General features: G+C 64.9%; 17 protein-coding genes. 8 read left to right on the top strand and 9 right to left on the bottom strand.

Translation table 11 applies throughout. The features are described 5' to 3' along the window. Positions 1 to 45: 45 nt before the first annotated feature. The gene (locus NCR39_RS20515; RefSeq protein WP_250453949.1) at positions 46 to 702 is read left to right on the top strand and encodes a phosphorylase; all 657 of its coding nucleotides are present in this window, start codon (positions 46 to 48) and stop codon (positions 700 to 702) included. A gap of 112 nt (positions 703 to 814) precedes the next feature. Next, the gene (locus NCR39_RS20510) at positions 815 to 1291 is read left to right on the top strand and encodes an acyl-CoA thioesterase (RefSeq protein WP_250453918.1); all 477 of its coding nucleotides are present in this window, start codon (positions 815 to 817) and stop codon (positions 1289 to 1291) included. 44 nt (positions 1292 to 1335) lie between these two features. Here the strand turns inward: NCR39_RS20510 and NCR39_RS20505 are convergent, their stop codons facing one another. After that, complete coding sequence (locus NCR39_RS20505; RefSeq protein ID WP_502800254.1) at positions 1336 to 2334, bottom strand: MlaA family lipoprotein; 999 nt, start codon at positions 2332 to 2334, stop codon at positions 1336 to 1338. Positions 2335 to 2336: 2 nt separating this feature from the next. Continuing rightward, positions 2337 to 4997: a hopanoid transporter HpnN gene (hpnN, locus tag NCR39_RS20500; protein ID WP_250453916.1), complete on the bottom strand. Its 2661-nt coding sequence runs from the start codon at positions 4995 to 4997 to the stop codon at positions 2337 to 2339. A 252-nt stretch (positions 4998 to 5249) separates the two neighbouring features. Here hpnN and NCR39_RS20495 point away from each other — a divergent pair, with 252 nt between their 5' ends. Further along, complete coding sequence (locus NCR39_RS20495; RefSeq protein ID WP_250453915.1) at positions 5250 to 5867, top strand: MlaC/ttg2D family ABC transporter substrate-binding protein; 618 nt, start codon at positions 5250 to 5252, stop codon at positions 5865 to 5867. Positions 5868 to 5871: 4 nt separating this feature from the next. On the opposite strand, the gene NCR39_RS20490 is transcribed toward NCR39_RS20495, so the two are convergent. Together NCR39_RS20490 and NCR39_RS20485 are read right to left on the bottom strand one after the other, a co-directional pair. After that, complete coding sequence (locus tag NCR39_RS20490) at positions 5872 to 6510, bottom strand: response regulator (RefSeq protein WP_250453914.1); 639 nt, start codon at positions 6508 to 6510, stop codon at positions 5872 to 5874. Continuing rightward, positions 6500 to 7927, bottom strand: a complete 1428-nt coding sequence (locus NCR39_RS20485) for a cache domain-containing protein (protein WP_250453913.1) — start codon at positions 7925 to 7927, stop codon at positions 6500 to 6502. Before NCR39_RS20485 ends, NCR39_RS20490 begins: the two co-directional genes overlap by 11 nt. A 164-nt stretch (positions 7928 to 8091) precedes the next feature. On the opposite strand from NCR39_RS20485, the gene NCR39_RS20480 reads away from it, so the two are divergent. From NCR39_RS20480 to NCR39_RS20465, 4 genes are all read left to right on the top strand, one after another. After that, positions 8092 to 10173, top strand: a complete 2082-nt coding sequence (locus NCR39_RS20480) for a carbon starvation CstA family protein (protein ID WP_250453912.1) — start codon at positions 8092 to 8094, stop codon at positions 10171 to 10173. Between the two features lie 25 nt (positions 10174 to 10198). Next, the gene (locus NCR39_RS20475; RefSeq protein ID WP_250453911.1) at positions 10199 to 10393 is read left to right on the top strand and encodes a YbdD/YjiX family protein; all 195 of its coding nucleotides are present in this window, start codon (positions 10199 to 10201) and stop codon (positions 10391 to 10393) included. Between the two features lie 135 nt (positions 10394 to 10528). After that, positions 10529 to 10765, top strand: a complete 237-nt coding sequence (locus NCR39_RS20470) for a type II toxin-antitoxin system Phd/YefM family antitoxin (RefSeq protein ID WP_040049602.1) — start codon at positions 10529 to 10531, stop codon at positions 10763 to 10765. Further along, entirely contained in the window at positions 10762 to 11157 is a 396-nt protein-coding gene (locus tag NCR39_RS20465) for a type II toxin-antitoxin system VapC family toxin (RefSeq protein ID WP_250453910.1), read from the top strand. Before NCR39_RS20470 ends, NCR39_RS20465 begins: the two co-directional genes overlap by 4 nt. A gap of 68 nt (positions 11158 to 11225) precedes the next feature. Here the strand turns inward: NCR39_RS20465 and hpnH are convergent, their stop codons facing one another. Both hpnH and ispH read right to left on the bottom strand, forming a co-directional pair. Further along, positions 11226 to 12380 (bottom strand): adenosyl-hopene transferase HpnH, encoded by a 1155-nt coding sequence (gene hpnH, locus NCR39_RS20460; protein ID WP_250453909.1) that lies wholly within the window; start codon positions 12378 to 12380, stop codon positions 11226 to 11228. Between the two features lie 13 nt (positions 12381 to 12393). After that, complete coding sequence (gene ispH / locus NCR39_RS20455) at positions 12394 to 13365, bottom strand: 4-hydroxy-3-methylbut-2-enyl diphosphate reductase (RefSeq protein WP_250453908.1); 972 nt, start codon at positions 13363 to 13365, stop codon at positions 12394 to 12396. Between the two features lie 396 nt (positions 13366 to 13761). On the opposite strand from ispH, the gene NCR39_RS20450 reads away from it, so the two are divergent. Next, positions 13762 to 14964: a glycosyltransferase gene (locus tag NCR39_RS20450; RefSeq protein ID WP_250453907.1), complete on the top strand. Its 1203-nt coding sequence runs from the start codon at positions 13762 to 13764 to the stop codon at positions 14962 to 14964. Between the two features lie 15 nt (positions 14965 to 14979). Here NCR39_RS20450 and NCR39_RS20445 read toward each other — a convergent pair whose 3' ends face one another. The 3 genes from NCR39_RS20445 to hpnA form a co-directional block, all read right to left on the bottom strand. Next, complete coding sequence (locus NCR39_RS20445; protein WP_250453906.1) at positions 14980 to 15540, bottom strand: hypothetical protein; 561 nt, start codon at positions 15538 to 15540, stop codon at positions 14980 to 14982. Positions 15541 to 15773: 233 nt separating this feature from the next. After that, positions 15774 to 18020, bottom strand: a complete 2247-nt coding sequence (locus tag NCR39_RS20440) for an NADP-dependent isocitrate dehydrogenase (RefSeq protein ID WP_250453905.1) — start codon at positions 18018 to 18020, stop codon at positions 15774 to 15776. Between the two features lie 195 nt (positions 18021 to 18215). After that, positions 18216 to 19226, bottom strand: a complete 1011-nt coding sequence (gene hpnA, locus NCR39_RS20435; protein ID WP_250453904.1) for a hopanoid-associated sugar epimerase — start codon at positions 19224 to 19226, stop codon at positions 18216 to 18218. Positions 19227 to 19264: the final 38 nt, after the last annotated feature.

Here is a 19264-nt window from a genome sequence, read left to right as displayed (position 1 = left end):
CGGTCCCGTGCTTCGGGCGGCGTGCCCGTCGTCGCGGTGACAGGCATGGCGTTCGAGGCGAAGATCGTGCGCGGACACGGCGTCGAGGTCGTGTTCGCGGCGCGCGCGGACTGGCTGGAGCGCGCCTTGTCCGATGCCGTCGCGCGCGGCTGCTCGGGCATTATCAGCTTCGGAACGGCGGGCGGGCTCGCGCCGGATCTGGAGCCGGGCGCGCTGATCGTCGCGCAAAGCGTCTGCGGACCGTTCGGCACGCTGCCGACCGACGAAGCGTGGTCGGCGCGCATCGTCGAAGCGTTCGCGGGCACGCCGCTTCCGCGCATCACGCGGCGCGGCACGATGGCGGGCGTCGGCGAGCCGGTCAAGAGCGAGGCGGAAAAGCGGTCGCTGTATTCGTCGACGGGCGCGCTCGCGGTCGATATGGAATCGCACATCGCCGGGGCGATCGCGACGGCGCGCGGCCTGCCGTTCGCGGTGTGCCGCGCGGTCGTCGATCCGGCGTGGCGCACCTTGCCGCCCGCCGCGACCGCCGGCTTGCGCGACGACGGAACGACCGCCATCGGCCCGATTCTGCGCGAACTCGCGCGCCAGCCGTCGCAACTCGGCGCAATGCTGAGGCTCGCGTCCGATGCGCGTGCCGCCCGCGCGACGCTCGTCCAGGCGCGTCATGCGCTGGAAAAGGCCGGAGCGCTGGCATTCTCTTAAAAGCCGCCCTTGCTTGCTGCGGGTTAACCCTTAACTCAGTATAATCAGGGAAAACCCTTAAGCCGGCGATGCCGTGTGCATGCATCGCCGCAGGAAAGCAAAGGAAGCGCAAATGAATTTTCACACTCGCAAATGGGTCAAGCCCGAAGACCTGAACCCGAACGGCACCTTGTTCGGCGGCAGTCTGCTGCGCTGGATCGACGAAGAAGCCGCTATTTACGCCATCTCGCAACTGGGCAACCAGCGCGTCGTGACGAAGTTCATGTCGGAGATCAACTTTGTCAGCTCGGCGCGTCAGGGCGACATCATCGAACTCGGCATTGCCGCGACGCATTTCGGGCGCACGTCGATCGCGCTGCGCGCGGAAGTGCGCAACAAGATCACGCGTAAAAGCATTCTGACCGTCGAGAAGATGGTGTTCGTCAATCTGAACGAGCAGGGCGAACCCGCGCCGCACGGCCGCACGCAGATTCGTTATGCCGATGAACTGTTCGAAGCGTATCGCCGCGACCAGCGCGCGGTCGAAGCGCCGGCCGCATCGAGCGATGACTTCAATCGCGAAGAAGCCGCCGAAGAAGCGGCGCACTAAAAGCAAAAACGGGCGCATCGGCGCCCGTTTTGTTTCCAGCGTACTTACTTGCTCTCTGCCGGATCTTCGTACTTCGGCAAGCCTTGGCCCTCGCTCGAACTCGGCGACGGCGCGTTGCCGCTCTTCGGCGCGCTTTGCGTCGAGCTTTCTCCTGCGCCCGGAGCCGGCGACTTCGGCCCGATCCCGCCCGCCGGGGACGCCGCCGCGCCCGGATCGACGTAAGTCGGCAAGCCTTGCTCGCTGCTGCTGCCGCCCGTCGTGCCCGGCGCGGCCGGTGCGCTCGCGCCTTCGGGCGCGCTTGCGCCTTCGTCGCCGTAATCGGGCAGCGTCGCCGACGCGCCGCCGCCCGTCAGCAAGTACTGGCGGCGCTGCGTGTAGGCGTCGCGCACGAACGCGTATTTGTCGAGCGCGGCTTGCGAAAGCAGGTCCGTTGCGCCGAGCAGGTCGGCCCGCGCGCTCACGAAGTTCACGCCATAGAGCGGCCAGCGGATTTCCGGATCGGCGTAGCTCACCGGATTCACGCGCCAGTCGACGAGCCATGTCGTCGAGTCGCGCACCGAACTCGGGCCGAGCAGCGGCAGCACGAGATACGGTCCGGACGGCATGCCGTAATGCCCGAGCGTGAGGCCGAAGTCCTGATGATGCTTCGGCAGCCCCGCTGGCGATGCAATGTCGATCAGACCGCCGATGCCGAACACCGAGTTCATCGCGATACGCATCAAGTCTTGCGTCGCATCGGTGATCTTCAGTTGCAGCAGGTTGTTGGCGAAGTTGCTGAAGTCGCCCAGATTCGAGAAGAAGTTGCTGACGGCCGTGCGGAACGGGCTCGGCGTCCAGTTGACGTAAAACTGCGCGACGGGCCGCGCGACGTAGGTGTCGAGTCCGTCGTTGAACTTGAAGATGGTGCGGTTCATCGGTTCGAGCGGATCGTGCGGATTGCGATCCGGCCCGGTTGCACATCCCGCCGTCAAAAGCGCGCCCGCGATGACGACGCCCGTCGCCAGTTTGCGAAGCCCCGCAGCGGCACGCGCCGCCGAAGCCATTCTCATTCTTCAATTCCTCTTAGATTGTCATGACGCTGGCTCGCGCGCAGCTTCGCCCGATCGGCGGCGCGCACCTTGCGCGGCTTGCCCATCAACACCGGCTGAAACACCACCGCGCCGACCAGCGTGCAGAAGAGCGACAGCGCGAGCAGCCGTCCCATGCTCGACGTGCCGGGGTGATGCGAAAACCAGAGACTGCCGAACGCGGTTGCAGTGGTGGCCGCGCTGAACATCACGGCGTGCGTGAGGCTGGATTGCAGGAGACGCGTTTGTCCGGAGCGCCACGCCATCACGAAATAGATCTTGAACGCGACGCCGACGCCCAGCATGAGCGGCAACGCGATGATGTTCGCGAAGTTGAGCGGCATCCGGAAGACGACGCACAACTCGAGCGTCACGATGGCCGAAACGAGCAACGGTACCAAAGTTCGCAGAACATCGCCGAAACGACGGAGCGCGAGCCACAGCAGCACGGTGATCGCGAGCAGCGAGTACAGCGCGGCGTGCTCGAACGCCTGAATGATGACCTGCGCCGAATGGCGCACCGAGATCGGCCCGCCGATCGCGTTCGGGGCGGCCTGCACGACGGCGTCGGCGAAATGGGCGAGCAGCGTGTCGTCGTTCGGATCGACGCCCGGCGGCGCTTTCGGCGACACGTTCACGAGCGCCTGGCCGTTCGCCGTGACCCACGTTTCGGTCATCGACGGCGGCAGCGTCGCACGCGTGATTTCGGTCGGCTGCAACAGCGCGCGGAGTTGCGCGAGCGCGAGGCGCAGCGGCTCGGCCATCGCGTGCTCGGCGCGATCGCGGGCGGCGGCGTCGGCCTGAGCGAGCTTCGCCAGCGTCTGCGACAGATGCTTCGCCTCCGCCGCGCCCGCGCCGGGATGCTCGTCGGCGGCGAGCGCCAGTTGATTCGACACGCGCTTTAGCGTCGCCACGCGCACCGCGTCCGTCACCGGCGACGCCACTGGCTGATCCAGCGCGGGCAGCAGTTGATCGGCGGCGGCTTTGATCAGGTCGAGCTTCTTCGGCTGATCGGCGGGAATGAGCGATGAAAGCGTCGTCGCGCGTTCCACTTCCGGCAGCTTGTCCAGCTTCGCCGCGATGCGATCCGCTTCCGCCAGCGACGGCGCGAGCACGGCGACATCGTTGACGGCGGCTTCGGGCGAATCCGCGAGCGAGATCAGCGTCGCCATCGACTCGGTGTGCGGATCCTTGAGATGCAGCGGATTGAAGTCGAAGCGCAGATACGTCAGGAGCGGCAGCGCGCCGATCACGACGACGAGCGTGCCGATCAGCACCGGCTTGCGATGCCGGTCGAGGAATTCATCGACGGGAGCGAGCATCGGAAAGCCCGGCGCCTTCGGTTCGCCCGGCGGCGCGAACACCTTGATGAGCGCGGGCAAGAGCGTCATGTTGGTCAGATACGCGACGAACATGCCGACGCCCGCGATCAACCCGAGTTCAGACACTCCGCGATACGCGGTCGGCAGGAATGAGAAGAAGCTCGCGGCGGTCGCGGCGGCGGCGAGCGTGAGCGGCACGGCGACATGCCGCGCCGTTTCCGCGAGCGACACGTCGAGCCGCTTGTGCGTGTGCCGCTCCTCGCGATACTTCACGCCGAACTGAATGCCGAAGTCCACGCCCAGCCCGACGAAGAGCACCATGAACGCGACCGAAATCATGTTGAGCGCGTGGACCATCATGAGGCCGAGCGCGGCCGTAATCGACAAGCCGACGAACAGCGTGATGAACACCGCGAGAATCATGCGCTTCGAGCGCAGCGCGACCCACAGAATGACGAGCACGACGAGGAAGGTCAGCACGCCGTTGAGCACGGCGCCGTCCTGCACGGACGCGAATTCCTCGTCGGCGAGCGGCTGCGCGCCGGTCAGATGCAGCGTCGCGCCGTACTTCTTGTCGATGCCGATTCGCGCGGCCACCGCGCGAATTTCATCGGACGTGCCGGCGGCGGCCTTCAGCGCGTTGAAGTCGAGTTCGGGCAACACGGTGACGAACGCGCGCCCCGGGCCGCTCTTCTTCGACGAATCCGCGACATCGCGCCACGAGAACGCAGCCGGTTGGTTCGCGAGCACGCGGTCGAGCACGGTCGCGCTGCGGCCTAGCAGATTCGCCATCTGGCCGAGATTGACCTGACCGAGCATCAAGGGCACGTTGAGCGTCGTGTTCAGCGTCTGCGCGAGGCCGGTGAGCGTGGGGTCGTGCGCGAGCGTGTTGATGAGCGGCCGCGCCTGCACGAGCTGCTTCGTGACCTGATCGACCTTGTCGGCCGGCAGATAGAGTAAGCCGTTGTGTTCGAAGAACGCGCCGCCTTCCGGCTGCGATACCGACTTGAACCGCTGCGGCTCTTTCGCGAGCGCGGCGGCGAGTTCGCTCGCGGCGGCATCGGCGAATTCGGGCGCGGGCGCTTCGACGACGATCAGCAGCGTGGCGCCCCGCTGCGGAAACGCGGCGTCGATGGCCTTGCCGCGCGCGGCCCATTCAGGCTCGGTCTCGATCAACTGACTGACGTCGGTGCTGATGCGAAAGTGATGAACGACATAAATCGTGCTCAGAACACCGAGCAGCAATGAAACGGCGATAATCCACGCCGGCCGGCGGATCGCGAGCGTGACGAAGCGGGTGATGTTGGACGTCAGCATGAAGACGCTACCTGGGGTCCTGTTATTTTTTCGGGCGCCGCATGAAGCGGGCCGCGTGATGCGCTGCCGGGTTTGAGTCGCCGTTCCTGCTTCGGCGACCGAACCGCGAGTCCAACGACGACGGTTGATGCCGCGCAAGTATACCGGTCGGGGCGGTGGTGAACTGTCGGCCCGGCGGTCTGTCCATATACTGGCTCGACGGCCCGCAAGTCCGCGCCAACGAACCGCAATCAGAGAAAGAGAATGGGTGCCATGAAACGCTATCTGTCTGTCTGCTTCGCTTTCCTCGTCGCTGTCCTGTCGTTTTCGGATGCAGCGTTCGCACAATCGAATCCCGACGCCGTCGTGAAAAGCGCCGTCGAAGGCACCGTCAACGCAATGAAGGCCGACCCGCAAGCGCGCGGCGGCGACATGGCGAAAATCACGCAACTCGTCGAAACGCGCTTCCTGCCCGCCACGGATTTTCAGCGCACCACGCGCATCGCGCTGGGCAAGGCCTGGGGCAGCGCCACGCCCGAGCAGCAAAAACAGCTTTACGACCAGTTCCAGACGCTGCTCGTGCGGACCTACGCGGCTTCGCTTGCGCAACTGCGCGATCAGGACGTCAAGTTTCGTTTCGATGCGCCCACCATCGACGCCAGCGCGAAAGACGCCGTCGTCGAATCGCACGTCGTGTCGACGGGCGGCGACAACCCGGTGCGGTATCGCCTCGGCAAGACCGCGCAGGGCTGGAAAATCTACGACATCGACATGATGGGCGCGTGGCTCATCCAGGTCTACCAGCAGCAGTTCGCCGGCCAGCTTCAGAAGGGCGGCGTGGACGGGCTCATCAAGTACCTGTCCGAACACAACGCCCGTTCCGCCGGTTAAGGCATCAGGTGCGCCGGTGCTCCACGGCGTATTTGATGAGTTCGGCCTGACCGTCGATCGACAGTTTGCGCTTCAGATTCAGCCGATGCGTCTCCACCGTACGCACCGATAACCCGTGCTGCTGCGCAATCTGCTTGCTCGACAAACCTTGCGCGAGCGCATCGAGCACGTCGCGCTCGCGGGGCGTGAGGCGTTCGATCGGCGTCTGCATGGCCTGTGCCTGGATCATGCGCGCGGCCAGTCCCGCGCTGAAGAACGTCTTGCCCGCGAGCACGGCGTCGATCGCCTGGACGATCTCGGCGGCGGGCGAATCCTTCAGCACGTAGCCGCTCGCGCCGGCGCGCACGGCTTGCGTCACGTATTCCACGTTGTCGTGCATCGACAGCATCAGCACGCGAATGGCCGGAAAGCGCTCGTGAAAATGCGCCGCCAGTTCGATCCCGCTCATTCCCGCCATTCCAACATCCATCAGCACGAGGTCGGGCCGGCTCGCTTCGTCGTCAGCGAGCGCGAGCGCTTCGGCGCCGTTCCCCGCTTCTCCGGTCACGCGCAGATGCGGCACGGCTTCGAGCCGCGCGCGCAGGCCGTCGCGCACGAGCGGGTGATCGTCGACGATAACGATGCGGGCAGGTTCAGAAGTCATCGGAAAATCCTTGCAGGTTCGGAGCGGCGAGCGGCAGCGCAACGGTCGCGGCGATCACCGTGCGGCCGAGTTGCGACTGGATGGCGAGCGTGCCGCCGAGCGTGTCGAGCCGCTCACGCATGTTACGCAGGCCGAGGCCGCTTGCGGGGCCGTACAGCGCGGTCTCCGAGTCGAAGCCGCGGCCGTTGTCGCTGACGGCGAGACTCACCGCGTGCGGCGCGACATCGAGCGCGACGGTTGCGCGGCTCGCGTGCGCGTGGCGCGCGATGTTCGTCAGCGCTTCCTGCGCGATGCGAAAGAGCACGGTGTTCACCGGATCGGGCAACACTGGCCGCTGCGCCGGACTCGCCTTGCCGTTCGCCGTCGATTCGAAGCGCACTTCGATGCCGTCCTGACCGTCGAACTCGCGCGCGAGTTGTTCGAGCGCGGCGGCGAGGCCGAGATCGTCGAGCATCGCGGGGCGCAGCGCCTGGGAGATACGCCGCACTTCGCGCAGCGTCCCCGACAGACGCCCGAGGCCCGTGGCGAGCGCGGCTTCGGCGGCGGGTTCGCGCGCCTGTCCGCATTCGAAGCGCGCGAGCGCCGATTCGAGCAGCAGCTTCACGGAGACGAGCATCTGGCTGATGCCGTCGTGCAGTTCGCGCGACAGCCGCGCGCGCTCCTGCTCCTGCGATTCCACCACGCGCCGCGCGAGGCGCTTGAGCTTCGCGTCCGCGCTGCGATGTTCGCTGATGTTGAGCACCGCGCCGCACAACGCGATGACCGCGAGCGCCGCCAGCGCGATGCCGCCGATCCACATCACCGTGCGGTCGATGTTCGCAGCCGCCTGCGCGTCGATGCGGCCGAGCGTCGCTTCGACATCCTCCAGATAGATGCCGGTGCCGATCATCCAGCCCCAGCGTGGGAGCGGCACGACATAGCCGAGTTTGGGCGCGAGCTGACCGGTCGATGGGCGCTGCCACATATAACGCACGTAGCCGCCGCCCTTCGACGCCTCGCGGATCAACTGCTGAATGGTCAGCGCGCCGGCGGGATCGCGCATGGTCCACAGATCGCGGCCGACGAGATCCGGCTGCCGCGGATGCATCAGCGACGTGCCGTGCATCGTGTAGACGAAAAAGTAGCCGTCGGGGCCGAAGTCCAGCCGATGCAGCGCGTCGAGCGCGAGCTGGCGGCGCTCGTCGTCCGTGCGCGGATCGTCGGCGGGAGCGTCGTAATACGGCGCGATGGCGCTTCGCGCGAGTTCGACGTAATGCCGCAACTCCACTTCCTTGCTCGACATGTACGCCGACTGCAGCGTGGCGTGCTGCGCGTGCGCGAGCGTCGTCGCCTGATGGCGCACGCCATATTCGATGCCGCCGATCGCCACGGCAAACGGCACGATCGCGAGCAGGACAATCTTCGCTTTGAGGTTCATGACACGGGTACGCTCGATGCTCCTACGTAGTTCCACGTAGCGCGGCTTACGTAGTTGTCCGGTTGTAAGCGTCTGGACGAAGGCGAATACTACACGCCCGAAGCGCTCGACGGCTTGCGCCGCGCGCGCGGACATCGAAGGGCAACTACAAGACAGGAGACACCATGAATCGGGCTTCCGGATTCCTGGTCTGGATCGCGCTCGCGCTTTTGGGCGCGTTCGCATTCGGCACCATCGCGCTCGCGCACGGCGAGCGAATCAGCGCACTGTGGATCGTCATCGCGGCGGTCTGCGTCTATCTCATCGCATATCGCTTCTATTCGCGCTTCATCGCGGGAACCGTGCTGCAACTCGACGGCCTGCGCAAGACGCCTGCCGTTCGTCACAACGACGGCCTCGATTATGTGCCGACCAACAAGTACGTGCTGTTCGGCCATCATTTCGCGGCGATCGCGGGCGCGGGTCCGCTCGTCGGCCCGGTGCTGGCCGCGCAGATGGGCTACACGCCCGGCATGTTGTGGATTCTCGCGGGCGTGGTGTTCGCGGGCGCGGTGCAGGATTTCGTCATCCTGTTCATCTCGACGCGGCGCGACGGCCGCTCGCTCGGCGATCTCATCAAGATGGAACTGGGCAACGTGCCCGGCGTGATCGCGCTGTTCGGCGCGTTCCTCATCATGGTGATCATTCTCGCGGTGCTCGCGCTGATCGTCGTGAAGGCGCTCACGGGCTCGCCGTGGGGCACGTTCACCGTCGCGGCGACCATTCCGATCGCGATCTTCATGGGCGTCTACACGCGCTACATTCGTCCGGGGCGCATCGGCGAAGTGTCGATCATCGGCTTCATCGGCCTGATGCTGGCGATCGTCTACGGCGGACAAGTCGCCCAATCGCCGACGCTCGCGCCGTTCTTCACGTTCACCGGCGTGCAGCTCACGTGGATTCTGATCGGCTACGGCTTCGTGGCGTCGGTGCTGCCGGTGTGGCTGCTGCTCGCGCCGCGCGATTATCTTTCGACGTTCCTCAAGATCGGCACCATTCTCGGCCTCGCGATCGGCATTCTGATCGTCGCGCCGGAACTGAAGATGCCGGCGTTCACCAAGTTCGTCGACGGCACCGGTCCCGTCTGGGCGGGCAACCTGTTCCCGTTCCTCTTCATCACGATCGCGTGCGGCGCGGTGTCGGGCTTCCACGCGCTGATCTCGTCGGGCACGACGCCCAAGATGATCGACAACGAAGTGAACATGCGCCTGATCGGTTATGGCGCGATGCTGATGGAATCGTTCGTCGCGATCATGGCGCTCGTCGCCGCGTGCGTGATCGAGCCGGGCGTCTACTTCGCGATGAACAGCCCGGCCGCGCTGCTCGGCACGACGCCGGACGCGGTCGCGCAGACGGTCACGTCGTGGGGCTTCGCGCTCACGCCGGACATGCTGACGGCGACGGCGAAGGCGGTCGGCGAAACGACGATCGTCGCGCGGGCGGGCGGCGCGCCGACGCTGGCTGTCGGCATGGCGCAGATTCTCCATCAGGTGATCGGCGGCCCGGCCATGATGGCGTTCTGGTACCACTTCGCCATTCTCTTCGAGGCGCTTTTCATCCTGACCGCCGTCGATGCCGGCACGCGCGCCGGCCGCTTCATGCTGCAGGACCTGCTCGGCACGTTCCATCCGGCGCTGCGCCGCACGCAATCGCTGCCGGCGAACCTCGTCGCCACGGGTCTGTGCGTGGCCGCGTGGGGCTACTTCCTGTATCAGGGCGTGGTCGATCCGTTCGGCGGCATCAATACGTTGTGGCCGCTCTTCGGCATCTCGAACCAGATGCTCGCGGGCATCGCGCTGATGCTCGGGACGGTCGTGCTGTTCAAGATGAAGCGCGAGCGTTTCGCGTGGGTGACGGTCTTGCCGACGGTGTGGCTGCTCATTTGCACGCTGACGGCCGGCTGGCAGAAGATTTTCGATGCGAACCCGAAGGTCGGCTTCCTCGCCCACGCCGCGAAGCTGCGCGACGCCGCCGATGCGGGCAAGGTGATGGCGCCGGCGAAGTCGCTGGCGGAGATGCAGCGGATCATCGTGAACGATTACATCGATGCGGCGCTCTCGGGGCTGTTCATTTTCGTGGTCGTGAGCATCGCGGTGTACGGTGTGTTTTCGGTGCTGCGTGCGCGTCGCGAGGCGCGTCCGACGGTGCGCGAAACGCCGTTCGAGCCGATGCCGACAGCGGGCGCCGCCGTCCGCTCCGGCCACTGATGCGGACATGGGAAAGGAGGCAGCGATGTTCAGCGATCTTCGGCAAGCGGGCCGGTATCTCGGCCAGGCGATGCGCCTGATGGTCGGCATGCCCGACTACGACGCTTACGTCACGCACATGCAGAACACGCATCCCGACAAGCCGGTGATGACGTACGCGGAGTTTTTCCGCGAGCGTCAGGAAGCGCGGTACGGGTCGGGGGCGGGGAAGTGTTGTTGAGCTAGCTTGTTCTTGCGGCCCGGTGATGGAAGCGAAACGCGACGGCGATGAGCCGTCGCGTTTTTTATTGGGCTTTTGCTTATGCCATTCGGAGGAGGGTAAAATGACTAGTCGAATGTGACTAGGAGTTTTAACATGGCGGTCAAGCGAGTTTCGAAATCCGAGTTCAAGGCAAAGGCGCTTGAATATTTCCGGCTCGTGGAATCGACAGGAGAACATATGATCGTGACCGACCATGGGAAGCCGGTGCTTGAAGTTCGCCGGTATGACAATTCATCGCTCACGCCGCTTGAAGAGTTGCGCGGAAGCGTGCTGTTCTATGACGATCCGTTCGAACCGGTGGGACTTGAGGATTGGGAGGCGCTCAAATGATCGTGTTGGATACGCACGCGCTGCTGTGGTGGGTGAGCGGGGGAGCGCTCAGCAAGCAGGCTCGTGCAGCGATCGAGAGCGAATCGAGTGCAGGCGGCGAGATAGTCGTCTCGACGATCACCGCATGGGAAATCGCTTTGTTGGTCAAGCGAGGCAAAGTGGGGCTGTCGATGGACACCGGCGACTGGATGGATAGGGTCGCTCGAATCGAAGGAGTGCGGTTCATGCCAGTGGACCGAAGCATCGCGATAAAGTCGGTCGACCTGCCGGGCGAGTTTCACAACGATCCCGCCGACAGGCTAATCGTTGCAACGGCGCGCGCGCTGGCCGCGCCGCTGGTGACGAGGGACCGGAATATCCGCGCATACGAGCACGTCAAGACGATCTGGTAGGCCAAGCAAAAAGGGCGGACGACCCTCGAGCCATCCGCCCTTCATGCAACTTGCCGCTCAAGCCAAGCTCAATGCGCAGCCGCCGCCGTCTTCGCGCCCTTGCTCTTCTGCGCGCGTCCGATCTCTTCCAGCTTGATCTCCACGTGCTTCGAGAACACGTACTCGGCCGGACGCTGCTTGTCGATCGGCAGCTCCTTCGCGTACGCGCCTTCGGTGCGCGGGCCGCGCAGCGAAACGCCCAGCGCCTTCAGCGGATGCGCCACCGTATCCATCACGGCGGTCGCTTCGAAGCCGCTATGCACCATGCAGTCCGCGCACTTCTCGTAGTTGCCCGTGCCGTACTTGTCCCAGTCGGTCGTTTCCATCAGCTCCTTGAAGGTCTTGGCATACCCTTCGCCGAGCAGATAGCACGGACGCTGCCAGCCGAACACCGTGCGCGCCGGATTGCCCCACGGCGTGCATTGATACGTCTGGTTGCCCGCGAGAAAGTCGAGGAACATCGCCGACTGGCTGAACGACCAGTTCTTGCCGTTGTTGCCGCGCTTGAAGATTTCGCGGAACAGCGTCTTCGTCTTGTCGCGATTCAGGAAGTGCTGCTGATCCGGCGCGCGCTCGTAAGCGTAACCCGGCGACACCGTGATGCCGTCCACGCCCATCGGCCCGAGCGTGTCGAAGAACTTCGCCACGCGTTCCGGGTTCGCGTCGTTGAACAGCGTGCAGTTGATGTTCACGCGGAAACCACGGCGCTTCGCCTCGCGGATCGCCTTCGTCGCCTTGTCGTACACGCCGTCCTGCGAAACGGAATGGTCGTGCATGTCCTTGTCGCCGTCGAGGTGAACGGACCAGACGAAGTACGGGCTCGGCTGGTAGTCGTCCATCTTCTTTTCCATCAGGAGCGCGTTCGTGCAGAGATACACGAACTTCTTGCGTTCGATGATGCCCTTCACGATCTGCGGCATTTCCTTGTGCAGCAAAGGCTCGCCGCCCGCGATGGACACGACCGGCGCGCCGCACTCGTCGACTGCGCCGAGGCATTCTTCGAGCGACAGGCGCTGGTTCAGAATGGGATCCGGATAGTCGATCTTGCCGCAGCCGTTACACGCGAGATTGCAGCGGAACAGCGGTTCGAGCATCAGCGCGAGCGGATAGCGCTTGTTGCGCGTCAGGTGCTGCTTGAAGATGTAGGCGCCTACGCGGGCCTTCTGGAGCATCGGAATAGACAATTGTGTCCTCTCCTTATTCTTCGCGAATCGCCGTTGCATCCGCTGCCGACAACGCGGCGAGCGGCTGCAGGAGCTTCGCGGGGAGTTTGAATTCGACCTTTTCCTCGCGGCCGTTCATCGTCGTGACTTCGACGTGGCCAAAGGCGCGCAGGGCATCGATCACATGTTCGACCATTTCTTCGGGCGCCGAGGCGCCGGCCGTGATGCCGACCGTCTGCGCATGCGCAAACCATTCGGCCTTGATCTCGGAACCATCCGCGACGAGATAGCTCGGCACGCCGCTTTCGGCGCCGATCTCCCGCAGCCGGTTGGAATTGGAGCTATTGGTGGCGCCGACCACGAGCAGCACGTCCACCTCAGTGGACAGCTCGCGCACGGCGGCCTGGCGATTCTGCGTCGCGTAGCAGATGTCGCGCGTGTCCGGACCGACGATATCCGTGAAGCGGCGCTGCAAGGCGTCGATGATGCCGCGCGTGTCGTCCACGGAAAGCGTCGTCTGCGTGACGTAGGCGACGGGGGTATCGGCGGGAAGCGCCAGAGTTTGCACTTCGGCTTCGCTCTGCACGAGCACGACCTTGCCGGGAATCTGGCCGACCGTGCCTTCCACTTCCGGATGTCCCGCATGGCCGATCAGAATCAGCGTGCGGCCCTGCGATACGTACTGCCGGCCCTGCACATGCACCTTCGTGACGAGCGGGCAGGTGGCGTCGAGCACGTCGAGGCCGCGTGCATCGGCATCGCGCTCGACGCTCTGCGCGACACCATGCGCGCTGAAAATGGCGACTGCGCCGTGCGGCACTTCATCGAGTTCCTCGACGAAACGCGCGCCCTTGCCCCGCAAGTTATCCACGACGTGCCGGTTATGCACGATCTCGTGGCGCACGTACACGGGTGCGCCGTGCCGTTCGAGCGCACGATCGACGATTTCGATCGCACGGACCACGCCCGCACAAAAACCGCGGGGTTGAGCAAGGATGATACGCATGTTCGAACGAACTCCGACTGGCGCGGGTTTCGGATACTCGGGCGGCCAACGCGCGCTTTCGCTGTCGGAACAGCACGCGCAAATGGCATGGGACGGCTCCGGAAAGCAACCGGAAGAAGGTCCGGTAATTCTGTCTGCTCGCCGAAGTTGACCGTGTATTCTAACGCGTTCCCTTTTTTAGCGCTTGGCGGGCGGCGTGTCCTGAACGTGCCGCCGCGCATGCGCCGGATGCACGAAATACGGGCATCGGCGGAAGTCTTTAAACTATCGGTCGCCCGGGATGCCGCGCTGGATCGCTGCAGGCGCCGCTAACCCGAGCGCACTCGCGCATCCCCGGTTCCATGAAGCCGCGCTCGCACGGACGCGGCTTCGTTCATCGTCGTTTCCTGTCTATCCATGCTACTGATCGCCTGGCTGTCTCTGCTCATCTGGATCGTGCTGCTCTTCGCGCGCGGCGGTTTCTGGCGCGCGCAGCCCGCGCCCGCGCTGTCCGCCGCGACCGTGCATGCCGTCGGCAATGCCGAAATCGCGCGACGCGGCGCGTGGCCCGCGCTCGTCGCGGTCGTGCCGGCGCGCAACGAGGCCGATGTCATCGGCCGCGCGGTCGGCTCGCTCTTGAAGCAGGACTATGCGGGCGCATTCCATGTCGTCGTCGTCGACGATCACAGCAGCGACGACACCGCCGCCGCCGCGCTCGCCGCCGCCCGCGATCTGGGACTGGAGGACCGCCTGACCGTGCTCACCGGCAAGCCGCTGCCGCCGGGATGGTCGGGCAAGGTGTGGGCGCAGTCGCAGGGCATCGAGGCGATCGACAAGCTCGGTCTGCCCGCCGAATTCCTGCTGCTCACCGACGCGGACATCTACCATCCGGCCGATGCCGCGACGCAGCTCGTCGCGCGCACGATTCTCGAAGATCGCGATCTCGTCTCGCTGATGGTGCGGCTGCGCAGCGATTCGCCGTGGGAAAAGGCGCTGATTCCCGCGTTCGTGTTTTTCTTCGCGAAGCTGTATCCGTTCGCGTGGGTCAACGACACCAAGAAGATGACGGCGGGCGCGGCGGGCGGCTGCATGCTCGTGCGGCGCTCGGCGCTGGTGGAAGCGGGCGGCATCGAATCGATTCGCCGCGAATTGATCGACGATTGCAGCCTCGCGCTGCGCATCAAGCATCGCAGGGGCCGGGCGGATGCGCGCCCGATCCGTCTCGATCTCGCCGCAGGCAGCGAGTCGCTGCGTCCATATGACGACTGGCGCGAGATCTGGAATATGATCGCGCGCACGGCGTTCACGCAGTTGCGCTACTCGCCGCTTCTGCTCGCGGGCACGGTGCTGGGGATGGCGGTGATCTATCTCGTGCCGCCGGTGTTCTCGCTCGTGTGGGGCGCGCGCGCATGGCCCGCGTGCGCGGCGTGGGCGATGATGTGCGTCGCCTACGGACCGATGCTGCGTTATTACCGCCGCTCGCTGCTGTGGGCGCCGCTGTTGCCGCTCGTCGCGCTGTTCTATGTATCGGCGACGATCGGATCGGCGGTGCGTTACTGGAGCGGCAAGGGCGGCCAGTGGAAGGCGCGCGTGCAGGCGCCGACGCAGGAAAACTCGTGAGGCGAGCCGGGCGCGTCAGCGCTTGGTCAGCATCGCGTATAGCTCGACGACCATATCCGGCGAGAACGTGAACGGCACCCAGCCGTGTCCGGTGTGCCGCATGATGAGCAGGCGGTCGCCGTTGGCGTGCTTCTGCACCGCCATCACCGGATTCTTCGTCGCCGCGAAGCGCCAGCCGGGCGCGACGCCCATCGGCTGCTCGGCCGACATCGACGCCCGCACATTCGACAACTCCTGGATCAACTCGGACACGCCTTCGGGACTCAGCAGCACCGACTTGCCCGCGATGCTCATCTCGATCGCGTCGCGGTCGGGCCGTGAAACGGTGAGCGTGGGCGGGGCTTCGCGTTCTGCTTGGGCTTCCGCTTCGGCAGTCGGCTTCAGTTCTTTCGGCTCCGCCGGCACGCCGACCTGCTCGCCATCGGTCGCGCGATAAGGCAGCGGCGCGGGGGCGTCGTCGCGGGTCGATTCATCGGTTGATACGACAGCAGGCGAAACGGCAGCGGGACGGGCGGCGGACTGGAGGAGCGCATCGAGGCTCGACTCCAGCGCGCCGAGCTGGTCATGTAGGTTCATGCGAATGTGTATGTCTTGCGAGGCTGGCAGCGAGGCAACGATTTTAACCGCTCGCCTGCGGCTGAGCCGCCACACGTTGTAACCAAATGCTTGAGGAAGGCGGATAGGACGACGCGAGCGCGTCTTTCGAGAAGGATGCGCGCCGCATCGTCCGAAAGAAAGCCGGACGACGCGGCGCGATACACGCGATACGCGCGAGACCGGACGGCCCGCGCGCCTTGCAGCGTTGAGCGTTACTTCGCCTGCACTTGCGACAATACGGCGTTGAACGTCTTGCTCGGACGCATCACCGCTTCGAGCTTCGCATCTTCCGGCTTGTAGTAGCCGCCGATGTCCGCTTCGCCGCCCTGCACGACAGTCAGTTCCTCGACGATCTTCTGCTCGTTCTCAGCCAGGCTCTTGGCGAGCGGCGCGAAGAACGCGGCGATCTCGCGGTCTTCCGACTGACCCGCGAGTTCCTGCGCCCAGTACATCGCGAGATAGAACTGGCTGCCGCGGTTGTCGAGCTGGCCGGCCTTCGGCGACGGGCCCTTGTTGTTGTCGAGCAGCTTGCCGGTGGCGGCGTCGAGCGCCTTCGCGACGAGCTTGGCCTTCGCGTTGTTGCTCTTGATGCCCAGTTCTTCCAGCGACACGGCCAGCGCGAGGAACTCGCCGAGCGAGTCCCAGCGCAGGTGGTTTTCCTGCACGAGCTGCTGCACGTGCTTCGGCGCCGAGCCGCCCGCGCCCGTTTCGTACAGGCCGCCGCCCGCCATCAGCGGAACGATGGACAGCATCTTCGCGCTCGTGCCGAGTTCCATGATCGGGAACAGGTCGGTCAGATAGTCGCGCAGGATGTTGCCCGTGACCGAGATCGTGTCCAGGCCGCGAATGACGCGCTCGAGCGTGTAACGCATGGCGCGCACTTGCGACATGATCTGGATGTCGAGGCCTTCCGTGTCGTGATCCTTCAGGTACGTCTCGACCTTCTTGATGAGTTCGGCTTCGTGCGGACGATACGGGTCGAGCCAGAACACCGCCGGCGTGCCCGAGTTGCGCACGCGCGTGACGGCGAGCTTGACCCAGTCGCGGATCGGCGCGTCCTTCACGAGACACATGCGCCAGATGTCGCCTTGCTCGACTTCCTGCGTGAGCGCTTCGAGCACTTCGTTTGTCGCGTTATCGACGATGCGCGCCGTGCCGTCTTCCGGAATCTCGAAAGTCTTGTCGTGCGAGCCGTATTCTTCGGCCTTCTGCGCCATCAGGCCGACGTTCGGGACCGTTCCCATCGTACGCGGATCGAAAGCGCCGTTGGTCTTGCAGAAGTTGATGATTTCCTGATAGATGCGCGCGAACGTGCTTTCCGGAATCAGGCACTTCGTGTCTTGCGGACGGCCGTCGGCGCCCCACATCTTGCCGCCGGCGCGGATCATCGCGGGCATGGAAGCGTCGACGATGACGTCGTTCGGTGCGTGCAGGTTCGAGATGCCCTTCGCGGAATCGACCATGGCGAGCGCCGGGCGATGTTCGTGGCAAGCGTGCATGTCGCGGATGACTTCATCGCGCTGGGAATCCGGCAGCGACTCGATCTTCGAGTACAGATCCACGAGGCCGTTGTTCACGTTCACGCCGAGTTCTTCGAAGAGCTTCGCGTGCTTGGCGAACGCGTCCTTGTAGAAGACCTTCACGGCGTGACCGAACACGATCGGGTGCGAGACCTTCATCATGGTCGCCTTCACGTGCAGCGACAACATGACGCCGGTCTTGCGCGCGTCTTCCATCTGGTCCTCGTAGAACGCGACGAGCGCCTTCTTGCTCATGAACATGCTGTCGACGATCTCGCCGTCCTGCAGCTTGACCTTCGGCTTCAGCACGACGGTCTTGCCGCTCTTCGTCACGAGTTCCATGCGCACTTCGCGCGCGCCATTGATCGTGATGGACTTTTCGCCGTGATAGAAGTCGCCGTGCTTCATGTGCGCCACGTGCGTGCGCGAAGCCATGCTCCATTCGCCCATGCTGTGCGGATGCTTCTTCGCGTAGTTCTTGACGGCGAGCGGCGCGCGGCGGTCCGAGTTGCCTTCGCGCAGAACCGGGTTCACCGCGCTGCCGAGGCACTTCGAATAGCGTTGCGCGATGGCCTTTTCTTCGTCGTTCTTCGGCTCTTCGGGATAGTTGGGCACCTTGTAGCCCTTGCCCTGCAGTTCCTTGATCGCGGCGACCAGTTGCGGCACCGACGCGCTGATGTTCGGCAGCTTGATGATGTTGGTGTCGGGCAACTGCGTGAGGCGGCCGAGTTCGGCGAGGTTGTCGGGCACGCGCTGGTCTTCGGTCAGGAATTCGGGGAATTCGCCGAGGATGCGGCCTGCGAGCGAGATGTCGCTCGTTGCGACGTTGACGCCGGCGGGCGTGGTGAAGGTGCGGATGATCGGCAGAAAGGCGCTGGTCGCGAGCAGCGGAGCTTCGTCGGTCAGGGTGTAGATGATGGTGGGTTGCTGGTTACTCATCGCTAGTCTCGACATCCAGAAACGGGTTGGGAAGGAAGCCGCCGGTCGGCAGCACGCCGGCATCAATCCGCTATTTTGCCTGATTTCGAAGGCAAAGCGTGCAAAAGAAGGGGCGCCGTCGAGCCGGAAACGGTGCTTTTTCTTTGATTATCAGTCACTTAATATTTTTTAAGTCTTATACAAGAGTTGCGTTTTTTAAGCGCTCAAATAGCCGTTCGCGCGAAACCAGTCCAACGCGTCCTTCAGACCTTGCGCGTACGGCCGCGCCCGATACCCCAGCTCCCGCTCCGCCTTCGCCGACGTGAAGTACATCTTGTTCTTCGACATGCGCAGGCCGTCGACGGTCACGAACGGCTCCTTGCCGCTGATTTTCGCGTACCACTCCGCGCCGATCGCGAGCGGATAAAGCGGCGCGCGCGGCAGGCGGACGGTCGGCGGCTTGCGGCCGACGAAGCCCGCGATGTCTGCGAGCATCTGCTGGAGCGGCAGATTTTCGCCGCCGAGGATGTATCGCTCGCCGATCACGCCGCGTTCCAGCGCGAGGAAGTGGCCGTTCGCGACGTCATCGACATGCACGAGATTCAGGCCCGTATCGACGAACGCGGGAATCTTGCCCGTCGCCGCTTCCACGATGATGCGCCCGGTCGGCGTCGGCCGCACGTCGCGCGGGCCGATGGGCGTCGACGGATTGACGATCACCGCGGGCAGCGCGTTCTGCGCGACCATCCGCTCGACCGCGCGCTCGGCGAGCACCTTGCTGCGCTTGTACGCGCCGATGGTGCTCGCCGCGTCCGAGGGCTTCGTCTCGTCGGCGATCGCGCCCGAACTCGTCACCTTGAGCGTCGCGACGCTGCTCGTGTACACGATGCGCTCGACGCCTTCCGCGAGCGCCGCGCGCATCGTGGCTTCGGTGCCTTGCAGGTTCGCGCGCTCGATCTCGCTCGGATCGGGCGCCCAGATGCGATAGTCGGCCGCGACGTGGAACAGATAGCGCACGCCCTTGAGCGCGGCGCGCATCGACGCTTCGTCGCGCATGTCGCCGACGACGATCTCCGCATCGAGCGATTCGACGTTCTTGCGCGGACTCGTCGCGCGAACGAGCACGCGCACGTCGAAACCGCGTTCGACGGCGAGCCGCGCGACCGCGGACCCGACGAAACCCGAAGCGCCGGTGACGAGCACGCGGGAGCCGGAAAAATCAGTCATTGTTACCTCTTGGAAATGGCGTCGCGCGCGGGTTTTCG

Origin of the sequence: Caballeronia sp. ATUFL_M2_KS44 (assembly GCF_023630965.1) — a bacterium.
Classification (GTDB): Bacteria; Pseudomonadota; Gammaproteobacteria; order Burkholderiales; family Burkholderiaceae; genus Caballeronia; species Caballeronia concitans.
This window is presented reverse-complemented; position numbering and strand designations above follow the sequence as displayed.

Bases quoted from the DNA above. Each gene is read 5' to 3' on its own strand.
- hpnN (WP_250453916.1), bottom strand. From the start codon at position 4,997: ATGCTGACGTCCAACATCACCCGCTTCGTCACGCTCGCGATCCGCCGG.
- NCR39_RS20440 (WP_250453905.1), bottom strand. From the start codon at position 18,020: ATGAGTAACCAGCAACCCACCATCATCTACACCCTGACCGACGAAGCT.
- NCR39_RS20445 (WP_250453906.1), bottom strand. From the start codon at position 15,540: ATGAACCTACATGACCAGCTCGGCGCGCTGGAGTCGAGCCTCGATGCG.
- NCR39_RS20450 (WP_250453907.1), top strand. From the start codon at position 13,762: ATGCTACTGATCGCCTGGCTGTCTCTGCTCATCTGGATCGTGCTGCTC.
- NCR39_RS20490 (WP_250453914.1), bottom strand. From the start codon at position 6,510: ATGACTTCTGAACCTGCCCGCATCGTTATCGTCGACGATCACCCGCTC.
- NCR39_RS20485 (WP_250453913.1), bottom strand. From the start codon at position 7,927: ATGAACCTCAAAGCGAAGATTGTCCTGCTCGCGATCGTGCCGTTTGCC.
- NCR39_RS20515 (WP_250453949.1), top strand. From the start codon at position 46: ATGGCGTTCGAGGCGAAGATCGTGCGCGGACACGGCGTCGAGGTCGTG.
- NCR39_RS20510 (WP_250453918.1), top strand. From the start codon at position 815: ATGAATTTTCACACTCGCAAATGGGTCAAGCCCGAAGACCTGAACCCG.
- NCR39_RS20505 (WP_502800254.1), bottom strand. From the start codon at position 2,334: ATGGCTTCGGCGGCGCGTGCCGCTGCGGGGCTTCGCAAACTGGCGACG.
- NCR39_RS20470 (WP_040049602.1), top strand. From the start codon at position 10,529: ATGGCGGTCAAGCGAGTTTCGAAATCCGAGTTCAAGGCAAAGGCGCTT.
- hpnA (WP_250453904.1), bottom strand. From the start codon at position 19,226: ATGACTGATTTTTCCGGCTCCCGCGTGCTCGTCACCGGCGCTTCGGGT.
- ispH (WP_250453908.1), bottom strand. From the start codon at position 13,365: ATGCGTATCATCCTTGCTCAACCCCGCGGTTTTTGTGCGGGCGTGGTC.
- NCR39_RS20480 (WP_250453912.1), top strand. From the start codon at position 8,092: ATGAATCGGGCTTCCGGATTCCTGGTCTGGATCGCGCTCGCGCTTTTG.
- NCR39_RS20495 (WP_250453915.1), top strand. From the start codon at position 5,250: ATGAAACGCTATCTGTCTGTCTGCTTCGCTTTCCTCGTCGCTGTCCTG.
- NCR39_RS20475 (WP_250453911.1), top strand. From the start codon at position 10,199: ATGTTCAGCGATCTTCGGCAAGCGGGCCGGTATCTCGGCCAGGCGATG.
- NCR39_RS20465 (WP_250453910.1), top strand. From the start codon at position 10,762: ATGATCGTGTTGGATACGCACGCGCTGCTGTGGTGGGTGAGCGGGGGA.